Below are 15,462 nucleotides of genomic sequence, written 5' to 3' on the forward strand. Positions count from 1 at the left end.
CCCCCCTCCCGTTTCCGGGCTGTACGGGCTGCTTAGTCGCGGGCCGCGGTCAGGTGCTCCGCGTGCTCCTGGAGGGAGCGCACGCCCACGTCGCCGCGGTTGAGCGCGTCGATGCCCTGGACGGCCGCGGCGAGCGCCTGGACCGTGGTCAGGCAGGGGACGCTGCGGGCCACGGCCGCCGTGCGGATCTCGTAGCCGTCGAGGCGGCCGCCGGTGCCGTACGGGGTGTTGACGATCAGGTCGACCTGGCCGTCGTGGATCAGCTGGACGATGGTCTTCTCGCCGTTCGGGCCCTCGCCCTCGCTGAGCTTGCGCACCACGGTGGCGTTGATGCCGTTGCGGCGCAGCACCTCGGCGGTGCCGGAGGTGGCCATCAGCTCGAAGCCGTGGGCGACGAGCTCGCGCGCCGGGAAGATCATCGAGCGCTTGTCGCGGTTGGCGACGGAGATGAAGGCGCGGCCCTTGGTGGGCAGCGGGCCGTAGGCGCCGGCCTGCGACTTGGCGTAGGCGGTGCCGAAGACGGCGTCGATGCCCATGACCTCGCCGGTGGAGCGCATCTCCGGGCCGAGGACGGTGTCCACGCCGCGGCCGTGGATGTCGCGGAAGCGCGACCACGGCATGACGGCCTCCTTGACGGAGATCGGCGCGTCGATCGGCAGGGTGCCGCCGTCGCCGGTCTTCGGCAGCAGGCCCTCCTCGCGCAGCTCGGCGATGGTGGTGCCGAGCGAGATGCGGGCGGCGGCCTTCGCGAGCGGGACGGCGGTGGCCTTCGACGTGAAGGGGACGGTCCGGGAGGCGCGCGGGTTGGCCTCCAGGACGTAGAGGATGTCGCCGGCCATCGCGAACTGGATGTTGATCAGGCCGCGGACGCCGACGCCCTTGGCGATGGCCTCGGTGGAGGCGCGCAGGCGCTTGATGTCGTAGCCGCCGAGGGTGATCGGGGGCAGGGCGCAGGCGGAGTCGCCGGAGTGGATGCCGGCTTCCTCGATGTGCTCCATGACGCCGCCGAGGTAGAGCTCGTGGCCGTCGTAGAGGGCGTCGACGTCGATCTCGATGGCGTCGTCGAGGAAGCGGTCGACCAGCACGGGGCGGGTCGGGGAGATCTCGGTGGACTCGGCGATGTACGACTCGAGGCGGGCCTCGTCGTAGACGATCTCCATGCCGCGGCCGCCGAGCACGTAGGACGGGCGGACGAGGACCGGGTAGCCGATCTCGTCGGCGATGGCCTTCGCGCCCGTGAACGTGGTGGCGGTGCCGTGCTTGGGGGCCGGCAGGCCGGCCTCGGCGAGGACCCGGCCGAAGGCGCCGCGGTCCTCGGCGGCGTGGATCGCCTCCGGGGAGGTGCCGACCACGGGCACGCCGTTGTCCTTGAGCGCCTGGGCGAGACCCAGGGGGGTCTGGCCGCCGAGCTGGACGACGACACCGGCGATGGGGCCGGCCAGCGACTCCGCGTGGACGATCTCCAGCACGTCCTCGAGCGTCAGCGGCTCGAAGTACAGGCGGTCGGAGGTGTCGTAGTCGGTGGAGACGGTCTCCGGGTTGCAGTTGACCATCACGGTCTCGAAGCCGGCGTCGCTGAGCGCGAAGGAGGCGTGGACGCAGGAGTAGTCGAACTCGATGCCCTGGCCGATGCGGTTCGGGCCGGAGCCCAGGATGATCACCGCGGGCTTCTCGCGGGGCGAGACCTCGCTCTCCTCGTCGTACGAGGAGTAGAAGTACGGGGTCTTCGCGGCGAACTCGGCGGCGCAGGTGTCGACCGTCTTGTAGACCGGGCGGACGCCCAGCGCGTGGCGGACCTCGCGGACGACGTCCTCGCGCAGGCCGCGGATCTCGGCGATCTGGGCGTCGGAGAAGCCGTGGCGCTTGGCCTCGGCGAGCAGCTCGGGGTAGAGCTTGTCGGCCGCGGTCAGCTCGTCCGCGATCTCCTTGATGAGGAAGAGCTGGTCGACGAACCAGGGGTCGATCTTCGTGAACTCGAAGACCTCTTCCTGGGTGGCGCCGGCGCGAATGGCCTGCATGACGGTGTTGATGCGGCCGTCGGTCGGGCGGACCGCGGTGCGCAGCAGCTCTTCCTTGTCGCCCGGGTCGCCGACGAAGGTGAACTGCGAGCCCTTCTTCTCCAGGGAGCGCAGGGCCTTCTGCAGCGCCTCGGTGAAGTTGCGGCCGATGGCCATCGCCTCGCCGACCGACTTCATGGTGGTGGTGAGGGTGGCGTCGGCGAGCGGGAACTTCTCGAAGGCGAAGCGCGGGGCCTTGACGACGACGTAGTCGAGGGACGGCTCGAAGGAGGCCGGCGTCTTCTCGGTGATGTCGTTGGGGACCTCGTCGAGCGTGTAGCCGATGGCCAGCTTGGCGGCGATCTTGGCGATCGGGAAGCCGGTGGCCTTGGAGGCGAGCGCCGAGGAGCGCGAGACGCGCGGGTTCATCTCGATGACGATGACGCGGCCGTCGGCCGGGTCGATCGCGAACTGGATGTTGCAGCCGCCGGTGTCGACGCCGACCTCGCGGATGATCGCGATGCCGATGTCGCGCAGCCGCTGGTACTCGCGGTCGGTCAGCGTCATCGCCGGGGCGACGGTGATGGAGTCGCCGGTGTGGACGCCCATCGGGTCGAAGTTCTCGATGGAGCAGACGACGACCACGTTGTCCTTGGTGTCGCGCATCAGCTCCAGCTCGTACTCCTTCCAGCCGAGGATGGACTCCTCCAGGAGCACCTCGGTGGTCGGGGAGAGCGTGAGGCCCTGGCCGGCGATGCGGCGCAGCTCGTCCTCGTCGTGGGCGAAGCCGGAGCCGGCGCCGCCCATGGTGAAGGAGGGGCGGACGACGACGGGGTAGCCGCCGAGGGTCTCGACGCCTGCCAGGACGTCGTCCATCGAGTGGCAGATGACCGAGCGGGCGGACTCGCCGTAACCGATCTTGGCCTTGACGGCCTCGACGACGCCCTTGAAGAGGTCGCGGTCCTCGCCCTTGTTGATGGCCTCGACGTTGGCGCCGATGAGCTCGACGCCGTACTTCTCCAGCACACCCTGCTCGTGCATGGAGATCGCGGTGTTGAGCGCGGTCTGGCCGCCGAGGGTGGGGAGCAGCGCGTCGGGGCGCTCCTTTGCGATGATCTTCTCGACGAACTCGGGGGTGATCGGCTCGACGTACGTGGCGTCGGCGATCTCCGGGTCGGTCATGATCGTCGCGGGGTTGGAGTTGACCAGGATGACCCGCAGGCCCTCGGCCTTGAGGACGCGGCAGGCCTGGGTGCCGGAATAGTCGAACTCGGCGGCCTGTCCGATGACGATCGGGCCGGAGCCGATGACCAGGACGGACTGGATATCGGTGCGCTTAGGCACGCTCGGCCTCCATCTGGGCGGTGCTCATCAAAGACGTGAAACGGTCGAAGAGGTACGCGGCGTCGTGCGGGCCGGCGGCGGCTTCGGGGTGGTACTGGACGGAGAAGGCCGGCTGGTCGAGCAGCTGGAGGCCCTCCACGACGTTGTCGTTCAGGCAGACGTGCGAGACCTCGGCACGGCCGTAGGCGGTGTCGGACACCTTGTCGAGGGGCGCGTCGACGGCGAAGCCGTGGTTGTGCGCGGTGATCTCGACCTTGCCGGTGGTGCGGTCCTGCACCGGCTGGTTGATGCCCCGGTGGCCGTACTTCAGCTTGTAGGTGCCGAAGCCCAGCGCGCGGCCGAGGATCTGGTTGCCGAAGCAGATGCCGAAGAGTGGGGTCTTGCGCGCGAGGACGCCCTGCATGACGGAGACGGCGTGGTCGGCGGTGGCCGGGTCGCCGGGACCGTTGGAGAAGAACACCCCGTCCGGGGAGACGGCGTAGACGTCCTCGACGGTGGCGGTGGCGGGCAGCACGTGCACCTCGATGCCGCGCTCGGCCATCCGGTGCGGGGTCATGCCCTTGATGCCGAGGTCGACGGCGGCGACGGTGAACTTCTTCTCGCCGATCGCGGGGACGACGTACGCCTCCTTGGTGGCGACCTCGGCGGAGAGGTTCGCGCCCTTCATCTGCGGCTGCGACTGCACCTTGGCCAGCAGGGCCTCGTCGCGGATGCCCGTCCAGGCGTCGCCGGAGAAGATGCCGACGCGCATGGCGCCGCGCTCGCGCAGGTGGCGGGTCAGGGCCCGGGTGTCGATGCCCGAGATCCCGACGACGCCCTGCCGGGCGAGCTCCTCGTCCAGCGAGCGCTGCGACCGCCAGTTGGAGGGGACGCGGGCGGGGTCGCGGACGACGTAGCCGGCCACCCAGATGCGGGAGGACTCGGGGTCCTCGTCGTTGACGCCGGTGTTGCCCACGTGCGGGGCGGTCATCACGACGACCTGCCGGTGGTACGACGGGTCGGTGAGGGTCTCCTGGTATCCGGTCATGCCGGTGGAGAACACGGCCTCGCCGAAGGTCTCCCCCACAGCGCCGTAGGCGCGGCCGCGGAAGATCCGACCGTCCTCCAGGACGAGTACGGCGGGAGCTTTGGCTGCTCCCCTGGTGGAGGTCGTCATCGTTCGGCGCCTTCCGTCGTGATGGATTGGTTCATGAGGTTGATGGCTTCGACCCAGGCGGCGTGTTCGGCCGCGCGGTCGGAGCGGAATCCGGAGTCGATCAGCTTGTCGCCGTGCGCCCAGGTGACGACGAGCAGACCGCCCTCGGTGAGTACCTTGCCCGCGATTCCCTTGTCGAGGCGGGCGCCGCGCAGCTGCGCGGCCGGTACGAAGAAGTCGGTGGCCCCCGGACGGACCACGTCGAGGCCCGCGTCGGTGAGCGTGAGCTCGACCCTGCTGCGGACGCCCAGACCGTGGGCGACGATCCGGTCGAGCCACTGCCCGGCGGTGGTGGACCCGTGGTACCGGCCGGTCAGGGCCAGCCGATGCTCGGGGAGGCCGTCGGGGGCGGCGGGCAGCTCCGGCAGGTCGTTCTGCAGAGCGCCGCGCCATTTCCAGCCCTGCCGCATCAGCCAGTAGACGAACGCGACGAAGACGGCCAGGCCGATCACCCACGCCATGCGGGCGCCGAAGCTGGTCACCTCCGCCGACTGTCGTTCGGCGGCCTCGGCGGCCAGTTGGATTACTGCAGGTGTCACGCCAGTTTCCCGTCCACGACCGTTGCCCGGCCCCGCAGGAAGGTGTGAGTGACGCGCCCCGGCAGCTCACGGCCCTCGTAAGGCGTGTTGCGGCTGCGGGAGGCGAAGTGTGCGGGGTCCACGACACCACGGTACGAGGTATCGACCAAGGTCAGGTTCGCGGGTTCACCTGCCGAGACGGGTCGGCCGTGGTTCTCCAGGGCGCCGATGCGCGCCGGGGCGAAGGACATGCGCTCGGCGACGCCCGCCCAGTCGAGCAGTCCGGTCTCCACCATCGTCTGCTGGACGACGGAGAGCGCGGTCTCCAGGCCGACCATGCCCATGGCGGCGGCGGCCCACTCGCAGTCCTTGTCCTCGTGCGGGTGCGGGGCGTGGTCGGTGGCGACGATGTCGATCGTGCCGTCGGCGAGCGCCTCGCGCAGGGCCATGACGTCGCGCTCGGTGCGCAGCGGCGGGTTGACCTTGTAGACCGCGTTGTAGGAGCGGACGAGCTCGTCGGTGAGGAGGAGGTGGTGAGGGGTGACCTCGGCGGTGACGTCGATGCCGCGGGACTTGGCCCAGCGGACGATCTCGACGGAGCCGGCGGTGGAGAGGTGGCAGATGTGGACGCGGGAGCCGACGTGCTCGGCGAGGAGGACGTCGCGGGCGATGATCGACTCCTCGGCGACGGCCGGCCAGCCGCCCAGACCGAGCTCGGCGGAGACGATGCCCTCGTTCATCTGGGCGCCCTCGGTGAGGCGGGGCTCCTGGGCGTGCTGGGCGACGACGCCGCCGAAGGCCTTCACGTACTCCAGGGCGCGGCGCATGATCACGGCGTCGTCCACGCACTTGCCGTCGTCGGAGAAGACGGTGACGCGGGCGGCGGAGTCGTGCATGGCGCCCAGCTCGGAGAGCTGCTTGCCCTCCAGGCCGACGGTGACGGCGCCGATGGGCTGGACGTCGCAGTAGCCGGACTCCTTGCCCAGGCGCCAGACCTGCTCGACGACGCCGGCGGTGTCGGCGACCGGGAAGGTGTTCGCCATGGCGAACACGGCGGTGTAGCCGCCGGAGGCGGCGGCGCGGGTGCCGGTCAGGACGGTCTCGGAGTCCTCGCGGCCGGGCTCGCGCAGGTGGGTGTGGAGGTCGACGAGGCCGGGGAGGAGGACCTGGCCGGCGGCCTCGATGACGGTCGCGCCGTCCGCGGAGAGGTTCTGCCCGACCTCGGCGATGGTCTCGCCGTCGATCAGGACGTCCTGCGCCTCGCCACCGAGTACCTTCGCGCCACGGATAAGGATCTTGCTCATGGTTACTTGCTCTCCTGGGTGCGGGCGGTGGTGGTGACGGCGGGCTCGGAGCCTCCGAGCAGCAGGTACAGGACGGCCATCCGGGTGGAGACGCCGTTGGCGACCTGCTCGACGGCCGTGCAGCGGTCGGAGTCGGCGACCTGGGCGGTGATCTCCATGCCGCGGTTCATCGGGCCGGGGTGCATCACGATGGCGTGCTCGGGCATCTTCGCCATGCGGTCGCCGTCGAGCCCGTACCGGCGGGAGTACTCGCGCTCGGTCGGGAAGAAGGCGGCGTTCATGCGTTCGCGCTGCACACGCAGCATCATGACCGCGTCGGACTTCGGCAGCACGTCGTCGAGGCTGTACGAGACCTCGCAGGGCCAGGTCTCGACGCCGATGGGGACCAGGGTGGGCGGGGCCACGAGGGTGACCTCGGCGCCGAGGGTGTGCAGCAGGTGGACGTTGGAGCGGGCCACGCGGCTGTGCAGGACGTCGCCGACGATGGTGATCCGGCGGCCGTTCAGGTCCTTGCCGAGGCCGGCGTCGCGGCCGACCAGGCGGCGGCGCATGGTGAAGGCGTCCAGCAGGGCCTGGGTGGGGTGCTCGTGGGTGCCGTCGCCGGCGTTGACCACGGCGGAGTCGATCCAGCCGGAGGTCGCGAGCCGGTAGGGCGCGCCGGAGGCGTGGTGGCGGATGACGACCGCGTCGGCGCCCATGGCCTCCAGGGTCAGCGCGGTGTCCTTCAGGGATTCGCCCTTGGAAACGGAGGAACCCTTGGCGGAGAAGTTGATGACGTCCGCGGAGAGCCGCTTGGCGGCCGCCTCGAAGGAGATCCGGGTGCGGGTCGAGTCCTCGAAGAAGAGGTTGACGACCGTGAGACCGCGCAGGGTGGGCAGCTTCTTGATCGGCCGGTCCGCGACGCGGGCCATCTCCTCGGCGGTGTCGAGGATCAGGACGGCGTCGTCGCGCGTGAGATCGGCGGCCGAGATGAGGTGGCGCTTCATCTGGATGGCTCCGTAGGTCGGGAGGGCAGGCAGGCGGACTGACGTGCGGGTGCGAGCGGGCAGGGCAGGCTCGGGCGCGGACCCCCGTCGGGGGCCCGTTCTCCGTGCGGGCTACAGGCCTGCTGCCTGGGCGGTCCGCTGGCCGAGCAGCACGGCGTCACGGCCGTCCTCCTCCTGGAGCTGGACCTTGACGGTCTCCCGCAGCGACGTGGGGAGGTTCTTGCCGACGTAGTCGGCGCGGATCGGCAGTTCGCGGTGGCCCCGGTCGACCAGGACGGCGAGCTGCACGGCGCGCGGGCGGCCGAGGTCGCCGAGGGCGTCGAGCGCGGCGCGGATCGTGCGGCCGGAGAAGAGCACGTCGTCGACGAGGACGACGAGGCGGCCGTCGAGGTCGTCGCCGGGGATCTCGGTGCGGCCGATCGCGCGGGCGGGCTTCATCCGCAGGTCGTCGCGGTACATGGTGATGTCGAGGGAGCCGACCGGGATCTTCGTGCCGGTGATCTCTTCGAGCTTGGCGGCCAGCCGGCGGGCGAGGTACACACCGCGGGTGGGAATGCCGAGGAGCACCACGTCGTCGGCGCCCTTGGCGCGTTCGACGATCTCGTGGGCGATGCGGGTCAGGACCCGCGCGATGTCCTGCGCTTCCAGTACCGGGCGCATGGAATCGGGCTGCTGCTGGGTGTCCATGAAAAGGACCTCCTTCTCCGCCTCACGGGACGGACCTTAAAGGACGTCTGATGTACGCGTCCCACGGTACCAGGGTGCGGCCGGTCGTCGGGCACCGGCCTGGGGCGCAGGGGCTCCCACGGGGCCGCTGGGGCCCCGCGTGAGGGGGCGACGAGGACCATTCGGCTTGACGCATCCAAGTAACGCTGCGTAACCTCACAGTGAGTTACCAGCCGCGCGGCGGAGCCGCACGTGGTCAATGTCGTCACAGCGTCCATGTCGTCACAGCGTCACAGCGTCCGGGAGCGTTATGTCCAGCGAATACGCCAAACAGCTCGGGGCCAAGCTCCGCGCCATCCGCACCCAGCAGGGCCTTTCCCTCCACGGTGTCGAGGAGAAGTCCCAGGGCCGGTGGAAGGCCGTGGTGGTCGGGTCCTACGAGCGCGGGGACCGCGCCGTGACCGTCCAGCGTCTTGCCGAGCTGGCCGACTTCTACGGGGTTCCGGTGCAGGAACTGCTGCCGGGCACGACTCCCGGCGGAGCGGCCGAGCCGCCGCCGAAGCTGCGTCTCGACCTGGAGCGCCTGGCGGGCGTTCCCGCCGAGAAGGCCGGCCCGCTGCAGCGTTACGCGGCGACGATCCAGAGCCAGCGCGGCGACTACAACGGCAAGGTGCTGTCGATCCGCCAGGACGACCTGCGCACCCTGGCCGTCATCTACGACCAGTCCCCCTCGGTCCTGACCGAACAGCTGATCAACTGGGGCGTGCTGGACGCGGACGCGCGCCGCGCGGTGGCGCACGAGGACATCTAGTCCCCGGTTCCAGGACCAGCAGAAACGTTACCGGCGGGGGCCGGGAGCCCGAGAGGGTTCCCGGCCCCCGCCGGTTTTCGCGTGCGGGGGAGGACGAGAAAAGCGGAGGGGCCGCAGCGCATGCGCTGCGGCCCCTCCGCTGTGCCGAACCGCCGGAGGCTACTCGCGGCGCAGGCTCGGCTTCAGGTCCTTGAACCGGGCCAGCAGCCCGTTCACGAACGAGGGGGACTCGTCCGTCGAGAACTCCTTGGCCAGCTGCACGGCCTCGTCGATGGCCACGGCATCCGGGGTGTCGTCCACCCAGATCAGCTCGTAGGCACCGAGCCGCACGATGTTCCGGTCCGCGACCGGCATGCGGTCGAGCTCCCAGTCCACGGCGTAGGTGACGATCAGGTCGTCGATGCGGTTCACCTTGTCGGCGTACCCCTCGACGAGATCCATCGTGAAGGCGCTGACCGGCGGCTGACGGTCGTCCGACCGCGCGTGGCGGATCCAGTCCGCGAGGACCTCGCGAACGGGCACCCCGCGCTGGTCGGCCTCGAAAAGGATCTGGAAGGCGCGCTTGCGCGCATTGCTCCGAGCAGCCACGGGTTAGTTGCTCTTCCGGCCGAGGTAGTCGCTGGTGCGGGTGTCGACCTTGACCGTCTCGCCGGTGGTGATGAAGAGCGGGACCTGGATCTCGTAGCCGGTCTCCAGCGTGGCGGGCTTCGTGCCGCCGGTGGAGCGGTCGCCCTGGACGCCCGGGTCCGTGTGCTGGATCTTGAGCTCGACCGCGGCCGGGAGCTCGACGTAGAGCACCTCGCCCTCGTGCTGGGCCACGGAGGCGGTGAAGCCCTCGATCAGGAAGTTGGCGGCGTCGCCGACGGCCTTGCGGTCGACCATCAGCTGGTCGTAGGTGTCCATGTCCATGAAGACGAAGTAGTCGCCGTCCATGTACGAGAACTGCATGTCGCGGCGGTCGATGGTGGCCGTGTCGACCTTGACGCCGGCGTTGAAGGTCTTGTCGACGACCTTGCCCGAGAGCACGTTCTTGAGCTTGGTGCGCACGAAGGCCGGGCCCTTGCCGGGCTTGACGTGCTGGAACTCGACGACGGACCAGAGCTGGCCCCCGTCGAGCTTCAGCACCATGCCGTTCTTGAGGTCGTTCGTGGAAGCCACGGTTGCGGAATCTCCTGCACTGGAAGACCACGGGTGCGCGCACAGCCCGGCGGAGCGGGCTAGAGCGCGAGCAGCTCCTTGGTCGTAATGGTGAGTAGCTCTGGACCGCCGTCCGCCTCGGGGCGCACGACGAGCGTGTCATCGATCCGGACACCTCCCCGGCCCGGGAGGTGAACCCCCGGTTCGACGGTGACCGGCACGCAAGCGTCCAGTTTACCCATTGCCGTAGGTGCAAGCTGCGGGTCCTCGTCGATTTCGAGGCCCACACCGTGTCCGGTCGACGGAGCCAGGGCTTCCGCGTGGCCCGCGGAGTCCAGGACGGAACGTGCGGCATGGTCCACGTCCCGGTACGCCGCACCGGGCAGCAGGGCCTCGCGGCCGGCCCGCTGGGCGGTGAACACGAGGTCGTACAGCGCGATCTGCCAGTCCGCGGGGCTGGTGCCGATCACGAAGGTGCGGCCGATCTCGCAGCGGTAGCCGCGGTAGTTGGCGCCGAGGCAGACCGAGAGGAAGTCGCCCTCCTCCACCCGTCGGTCGGAGGGCCGGTGGCGGGAGCGGCCCGAGTGGGGGCCGGTGCCGACGGAGGTGGGGAAGGCGGGGCCGTCCGCCCCGTGGTCGACGAGCCGGCGCTCCAGCTCCAGGGCCAGGTGCCGTTCGGTGCGCCCGACGAGGATGGACTCCAGCAGCTCGCCGAGCGCCTGGTCGGCGATCTCGGCGGCGATCCGCAGGCAGGCGATCTCCTCCTCGTCCTTGACGAGGCGCTGCTGCTCCACCGCGGTGCCGAGGTCGGCGAGGCGCAGCCTGGGCGCCACCGAGCGCAGGGCGCGGTGCCGGCCGACCGTGATGTGGTGTTCCTCCACCGCGAGCGAGTCGGCCCGTACTCCGGCGGCCATGTCGGCGGCCGCGACCGCCGGGTCGGCACCGGGGTTCCCCAGCACGGAGACCCTCAGGTGCTCGTCGAGCCGCCCCTCGTCGGCCTCCCCGGTGGGTGCGCCGGCGCAGAACAGCACGTCATCGGTGGGCCCGACCAGCAGTACGGCACCGAGCGGGGACGCCCCCGAGAGGTAGCGGACGTTCGCCGGACGCGTGATCAGTGCGGCGGCGTTTCCCGCAGCGGCGCATCGGTCGCGAAGCAGGCCCCGGCGGGCGGCGTACACGTCTGACATGTCTTCGAGCGTACGAGTGCGCCGCGGATCCGGCCTGGTGAGCGCGTCCGGACGGGGCGTGCGGGGCCGTGCCTACGGCCCTGTCAGGGCCCGGGCCAGCGCCTCGTCGAGGGCGCGCGCGGTGCCTTCGACGTCGAGGTGGGAGTTGTCGATGATCGGCAGGCCCGAGCCGTACCAGCCGGCCATCCGGCCGTGGATCCGCGCGACCTCCTCGTCGGAGAGCCGGCGGTTGCCGGAGCGGGCCGCGTTGCGTTCCAGCACGATCTCCAGGCCGGGCAGCAGCACCACGGGCAGCAGCGTGGGGCCCACGTGCCGCTTCCAGCCCCCCAGCCCGACCACGGGCCGGTCGGGGAAGACGGCGTCGTCCAGGATGCAGGAGATGCCGTTCGCGAGGTAGTTGCGTGCGGCGAAGCCGCAGGTGCGGCGGGCGAGCCGGTACTGGGCCTCGGAGTGCTCGTTCCAGCCCGCCTGCGGGTCGGCGAAGCCCGAGCACACCCACTCGCGGACGTCGTCGAGGCTGACGTGGGCGGTCGGCACCGGCCGGGTGCTCGCCCAGTGCCGGGCCACGGTGGTCTTGCCGGCGCCCGCCGGGCCGATCAGGAGCACGGCGAGGACGGCCCCTCCGGTGCCCGCCACCGCGGGCGGCAGCGGGATGTGACCGGTGGCCTCCGACAGGGACGGCATCGGATGCGGCGGGGGCTGGTGCCCGTGCTGCGGCGGGGGCTGGTGCTGGGGCTGGCCCGGCCAGCCCTGCGCCGGGGCTATGGGCGGCTGCGGGGGCGCCGCCGGGTGCGGTCCCGGCTGACCCCAGCCCGCTCCCCCGCCCCCCACTCCTTGCTGCATCCGCTGCCACTCCGTCTCGTTCCGGCGACTGATGCGAGAACGTTATATGACCACGGAGGCCAGACCGTCCACCAGCACCGCCGGGCAGGGTGTCAGGCGGAGATCTCCTCCGCCAGTGCGCGCAGCGCCAGCCGGTACGAACCGATCCCGAAGCCCGCCACCGTGCCGGTCGCCACGGCCGCGATGACCGAGGTGTGCCGGAACTCCTCGCGGGCGTACGGGTTCGAGATGTGCACCTCGATCAGCGGCGCCGTGCGCTGCGCGGCCGCGTCCCGCATCGCGTACGAGTAGTGGGTGAAGGCCCCCGGGTTGATGACCACGGGGATCTTCCCGTCCGCCGCCTCGTGCAGCCAACGCACGAGCTCCCCCTCGTCGTTGGTCTCCCGGACCTCGACGTCGAAGCCGAGCTCCTCGCCCAGCGTGCGGCAGCTCTCGACCAGTCCGGCGTACGAGGTGGCCCCGTACACGTCGGGCTCGCGCGAGCCGAGCCGGCCCAGGTTCGGTCCGTTCAGCACGAGCACCGGGCGGCTCACGCCGACACCTCGCCGTAGGCGGCGATCAGGTGCGCCGGGTCGGGGCCCTCCAGGACGGTCGGCTTGGCCAGTGCGTCGAGGACGATGAAGCGCAGCAGGTTGCCGCGGGACTTCTTGTCGACCTGCATGGTCTGGAGCAGCTTGGGCCACTGGTCGCCGCGGTAGGTGAGCGGCAGCCCGACCGCGGCCAGGATCTCCTTGTGCCGGTCGGCGGTCGCGTCGTCGAGCCGGCCCGCGAGCCGGCCGAGTTCGGCGGCGAAGACCATGCCGACCGAGACGGCCGCGCCGTGCCGCCACTTGTAGCGCTCGTTCTTCTCGATGGCGTGCGCGAGGGTGTGGCCGTAGTTGAGGATCTCCCGCAGGCCCGACTCCTTGAGGTCGCTGGAGACCACGTCGGCCTTGACCTGGATGGAGCGCACGATGAGCTCGGCCGTGTGCGGGCCGTCGGGCGTGCGGGCGGCGGCCGGGTCCGCCTCGATCAGGTCGAGGATCTTCGGGTCGGAGATGAATCCGGCCTTGATGATCTCGGCGAGGCCGCTGACGTAGTCGTTGACCGGCAGCGAGTCCAGCGCGGCGAGGTCGCACAGCACGCCGGCCGGCGGGTGGAAGGCGCCCACCAGGTTCTTGCCCTCGGCGGTGTTGATGCCGGTCTTGCCGCCGACGGCCGCGTCCACCATCGCGAGGACGGTGGTCGGTACGGCGATCCAGCGCACCCCGCGCAGCCAGGAGGCCGCGACGAAGCCCGCGAGGTCCGTGGTGGCTCCGCCGCCGACGCCGACGATGACGTCGGTGCGGGTGAAGCCGGACTGGCCGAGGGCCTTCCAGCAGTAGGCGGCCACCTCGATGGTCTTGGCCTCCTCGGCGTTCGGCACCTGGATGGCGACCGCCTCGTGTCCCTGCTCGGCGAGGTCGTCGCGCAGCGCCTCACCCGTCGACGCGAGCGCCTCGGGGTGGATCACGGCGACCCGCTGGGCCTTCGTACCGATCAGGGAGCCGAGCTCGCCGAGCAGCTGCCGGCCGACGAGCACGTCGTACGCGTCGTGTCCGGCGCTGGCGCCGACCTGGATCCGCGTCACCTGGTCTGTCATACGTCCTTCAACTCCAGAGCGTCGAGGACCGCCTGGGCGACCTCTTCGGGGGTGCGGTCGTCGGTGGCCACCACGACGCGCGCGACTTCGGTGTACAGGGGGCGCCGCGCGTCCATCAGCTCGCGCCACTGGCGGCGCGGGTTGACGGCGAGCAGCGGGCGCGCGGCGCCGAGGCCCACGCGCCGTACGGCTTCCTCGACGTCCATCGACAGGTAGGCGACGGGCAGGCCGGCGAGCAGCTCGCGGGTGCCCTCGTCGAGGACGGCGCCGCCGCCGAGGGCGAGGACTCCGGTGTGCTCGGCGACGGCGGCGGCGACCGCCCGCCGTTCCAGCTCACGGAAGTACGGCTCGCCCTCGTCGACGAAGAGGTCGGAGATCTCCCGGCCCTCGGCCGCGACGATGTCGGCGTCGGTGTCCCGGTAGGGGACGCCGAGCCGCTCGGCGAGCAGCGCCCCCACCGTGGACTTGCCGGACCCCATGGGGCCGACGAGGACGACCAGCGGTCCGCCCGTCACCGGATCTGCAGGTGGTCGAGGTACGAGCGGACGTTGCGGCGGGTCTCCGGGACCGAGTCGCCGCCGAACTTCTCGACGACGGCGTCGGCCAGGACGAGGGCGACCATGGCCTCGGCGACGATCCCGGCGGCCGGCACGGCGCACACGTCGGAGCGCTGGTGGTGGGCCACGGTCGCCTCTCCGGTGGCCACGTCCACGGTCGCCAGGGCGCGCGGGACGGTCGCGATGGGCTTCATCGCGGCGCGTACGCGCAGCAGCTCACCGGTGGTCAGACCGCCCTCGGTGCCGCCGGAGCGGCCGGAGGTGCGCTTGAGGCCCTCGGGGGTGGAGACGATCTCGTCGTGGGCCTTCGAGCCGGGCACGCGGGCGAGCTCGAAGCCGTCGCCGACCTCGACGCCCTTGATGGCCTGGATGCCCATGAGGGCGGCGGCGAGGCGGGCGTCGAGCCGGCGGTCCCAGTGGACGTGCGAGCCGAGGCCGACGGGGACGCCGTAGGCCAGCACCTCGACGACGCCGCCGAGGGTGTCGCCGTCCTTGTGGGCCTGGTCGATCTCGGCGACCATCGCCTTGCTCGCGTCGGCGTCGAGGCAGCGCACCGGGTCGGCGTCGAGCTTCTCGACGTCGGCGGGGGTCGGGTAGACGCCGTACGGGGCCTTGGCCGCGGCCAGTTCCACCACGTGCGAGACGATCTCGATGCCGGCGACCTCCTTGAGGAAGGAGCGGGCGATCGCGCCGAGGGCGACGCGGGCGGCGGTCTCACGGGCGCTGGCGCGCTCCAGGATCGGCCGGGCCTCGTCGAAGCCGTACTTCTGCATGCCGGCGAGGTCGGCGTGGCCGGGCCGCGGGCGGGTGAGCGGCGCGTTGCGGCCGGTGTCCTTGAGCAGCGAGGGGTCCACCGGGTCGGCCGACATGACCGTCTCCCACTTGGGCCACTCGCTGTTGCCGACCATGACGGCCACGGGCGAACCCAGCGACAGGCCGTGCCGGACACCGCCCAGGAAGGTGATCTCGTCCTGCTCGAACTTCATCCGGGCACCGCGGCCATAGCCGAGCCGGCGCCGGGCCAGGTGGTCGGCCACCAGCTCGGTGGTGACCGGGACGCCGGCGGGAAGGCCCTCCAGCGTCGCAACCAGCGCCGGTCCGTGCGACTCCCCGGCGGTCAGCCAACGCAACCTGCTCAACGATGCTCCTCATGCTCGCGCCTGGTACAGCGACGGCGCGATCGGGGTGCGCGGCCCGGACCCGCCTCACCCCGATCCTCCCATGTCCGGACGGGTTTGCCGGGCCCCGGTCCAGCTATCGGACGCCTGATCCCCCCGGTTCCCGGCCGGACGCCCG

15 protein-coding genes are annotated in these 15,462 nt (G+C 71.3%); 1 reads left to right on the forward strand and 14 read right to left on the reverse strand.

Going from position 1 to position 15,462, the window contains the following annotated elements; translation table 11 throughout:
* Positions 1 to 32: 32 nt before the first annotated feature.
* From carB to pyrR, 6 genes are all read right to left on the reverse strand, one after another.
* On the reverse strand, positions 33 to 3,341 hold the full coding sequence (gene carB, locus ACZ6JT_RS26595; RefSeq protein ID WP_469213502.1) for a carbamoyl-phosphate synthase large subunit: 3,309 nt from the start codon (positions 3,339 to 3,341) through the stop codon (positions 33 to 35).
* Entirely contained in the window at positions 3,334 to 4,497 is a 1,164-nt protein-coding gene (carA, locus tag ACZ6JT_RS26600; RefSeq protein WP_469213504.1) for a glutamine-hydrolyzing carbamoyl-phosphate synthase small subunit, read from the reverse strand. Before carA ends, carB begins: the two co-directional genes overlap by 8 nt.
* On the reverse strand, positions 4,494 to 5,075 hold the full coding sequence (locus ACZ6JT_RS26605; RefSeq protein ID WP_469213506.1) for a PH-like domain-containing protein: 582 nt from the start codon (positions 5,073 to 5,075) through the stop codon (positions 4,494 to 4,496). Before ACZ6JT_RS26605 ends, carA begins: the two co-directional genes overlap by 4 nt.
* Positions 5,072 to 6,358, reverse strand: coding sequence for a dihydroorotase (locus tag ACZ6JT_RS26610; RefSeq protein WP_469213508.1), 1,287 nt, complete (start codon positions 6,356 to 6,358; stop codon positions 5,072 to 5,074). The genes ACZ6JT_RS26605 and ACZ6JT_RS26610 overlap by 4 nt, the downstream gene beginning before the upstream one ends.
* A gap of 2 nt (positions 6,359 to 6,360) precedes the next feature.
* Entirely contained in the window at positions 6,361 to 7,344 is a 984-nt protein-coding gene (locus ACZ6JT_RS26615) for an aspartate carbamoyltransferase catalytic subunit (protein ID WP_469213509.1), read from the reverse strand.
* A gap of 111 nt (positions 7,345 to 7,455) precedes the next feature.
* Positions 7,456 to 8,031 carry a bifunctional pyr operon transcriptional regulator/uracil phosphoribosyltransferase PyrR gene (gene pyrR / locus ACZ6JT_RS26620; protein ID WP_030706334.1) on the reverse strand — a complete coding sequence of 192 codons (576 nt, stop codon included), beginning with the start codon at positions 8,029 to 8,031 and terminating at the stop codon, positions 7,456 to 7,458.
* Between the two features lie 289 nt (positions 8,032 to 8,320).
* On the opposite strand from pyrR, the gene bldD reads away from it, so the two are divergent.
* Positions 8,321 to 8,821: a transcriptional regulator BldD gene (gene bldD / locus ACZ6JT_RS26625; RefSeq protein ID WP_215018902.1), complete on the forward strand. Its 501-nt coding sequence runs from the start codon at positions 8,321 to 8,323 to the stop codon at positions 8,819 to 8,821.
* Positions 8,822 to 8,980: 159 nt separating this feature from the next.
* Here bldD and nusB read toward each other — a convergent pair whose 3' ends face one another.
* From nusB to aroC, 8 genes are all read right to left on the reverse strand, one after another.
* Positions 8,981 to 9,409 carry a transcription antitermination factor NusB gene (nusB, locus tag ACZ6JT_RS26630; protein ID WP_469213511.1) on the reverse strand — a complete coding sequence of 143 codons (429 nt, stop codon included), beginning with the start codon at positions 9,407 to 9,409 and terminating at the stop codon, positions 8,981 to 8,983.
* Between the two features lie 3 nt (positions 9,410 to 9,412).
* Complete coding sequence (efp, locus tag ACZ6JT_RS26635; RefSeq protein WP_030706328.1) at positions 9,413 to 9,979, reverse strand: elongation factor P; 567 nt, start codon at positions 9,977 to 9,979, stop codon at positions 9,413 to 9,415.
* Positions 9,980 to 10,038: 59 nt separating this feature from the next.
* On the reverse strand, positions 10,039 to 11,145 hold the full coding sequence (locus ACZ6JT_RS26640; RefSeq protein ID WP_376615540.1) for a M24 family metallopeptidase: 1,107 nt from the start codon (positions 11,143 to 11,145) through the stop codon (positions 10,039 to 10,041).
* Between the two features lie 72 nt (positions 11,146 to 11,217).
* Positions 11,218 to 11,988, reverse strand: a complete 771-nt coding sequence (locus ACZ6JT_RS26645; RefSeq protein ID WP_469213513.1) for an AAA family ATPase — start codon at positions 11,986 to 11,988, stop codon at positions 11,218 to 11,220.
* Positions 11,989 to 12,080: 92 nt separating this feature from the next.
* Positions 12,081 to 12,521 carry a type II 3-dehydroquinate dehydratase gene (gene aroQ / locus ACZ6JT_RS26650; RefSeq protein ID WP_362803104.1) on the reverse strand — a complete coding sequence of 147 codons (441 nt, stop codon included), beginning with the start codon at positions 12,519 to 12,521 and terminating at the stop codon, positions 12,081 to 12,083.
* Positions 12,518 to 13,609, reverse strand: coding sequence for a 3-dehydroquinate synthase (gene aroB / locus ACZ6JT_RS26655; protein WP_469213515.1), 1,092 nt, complete (start codon positions 13,607 to 13,609; stop codon positions 12,518 to 12,520). Before aroB ends, aroQ begins: the two co-directional genes overlap by 4 nt.
* Positions 13,606 to 14,124, reverse strand: coding sequence for a shikimate kinase (locus ACZ6JT_RS26660; RefSeq protein WP_365477510.1), 519 nt, complete (start codon positions 14,122 to 14,124; stop codon positions 13,606 to 13,608). The genes aroB and ACZ6JT_RS26660 overlap by 4 nt, the downstream gene beginning before the upstream one ends.
* Positions 14,121 to 15,305, reverse strand: a complete 1,185-nt coding sequence (gene aroC, locus ACZ6JT_RS26665) for a chorismate synthase (RefSeq protein ID WP_469213517.1) — start codon at positions 15,303 to 15,305, stop codon at positions 14,121 to 14,123. Before aroC ends, ACZ6JT_RS26660 begins: the two co-directional genes overlap by 4 nt.
* Positions 15,306 to 15,462: the final 157 nt, after the last annotated feature.

Source organism: Streptomyces sp. NPDC046308, assembly GCF_055588065.1.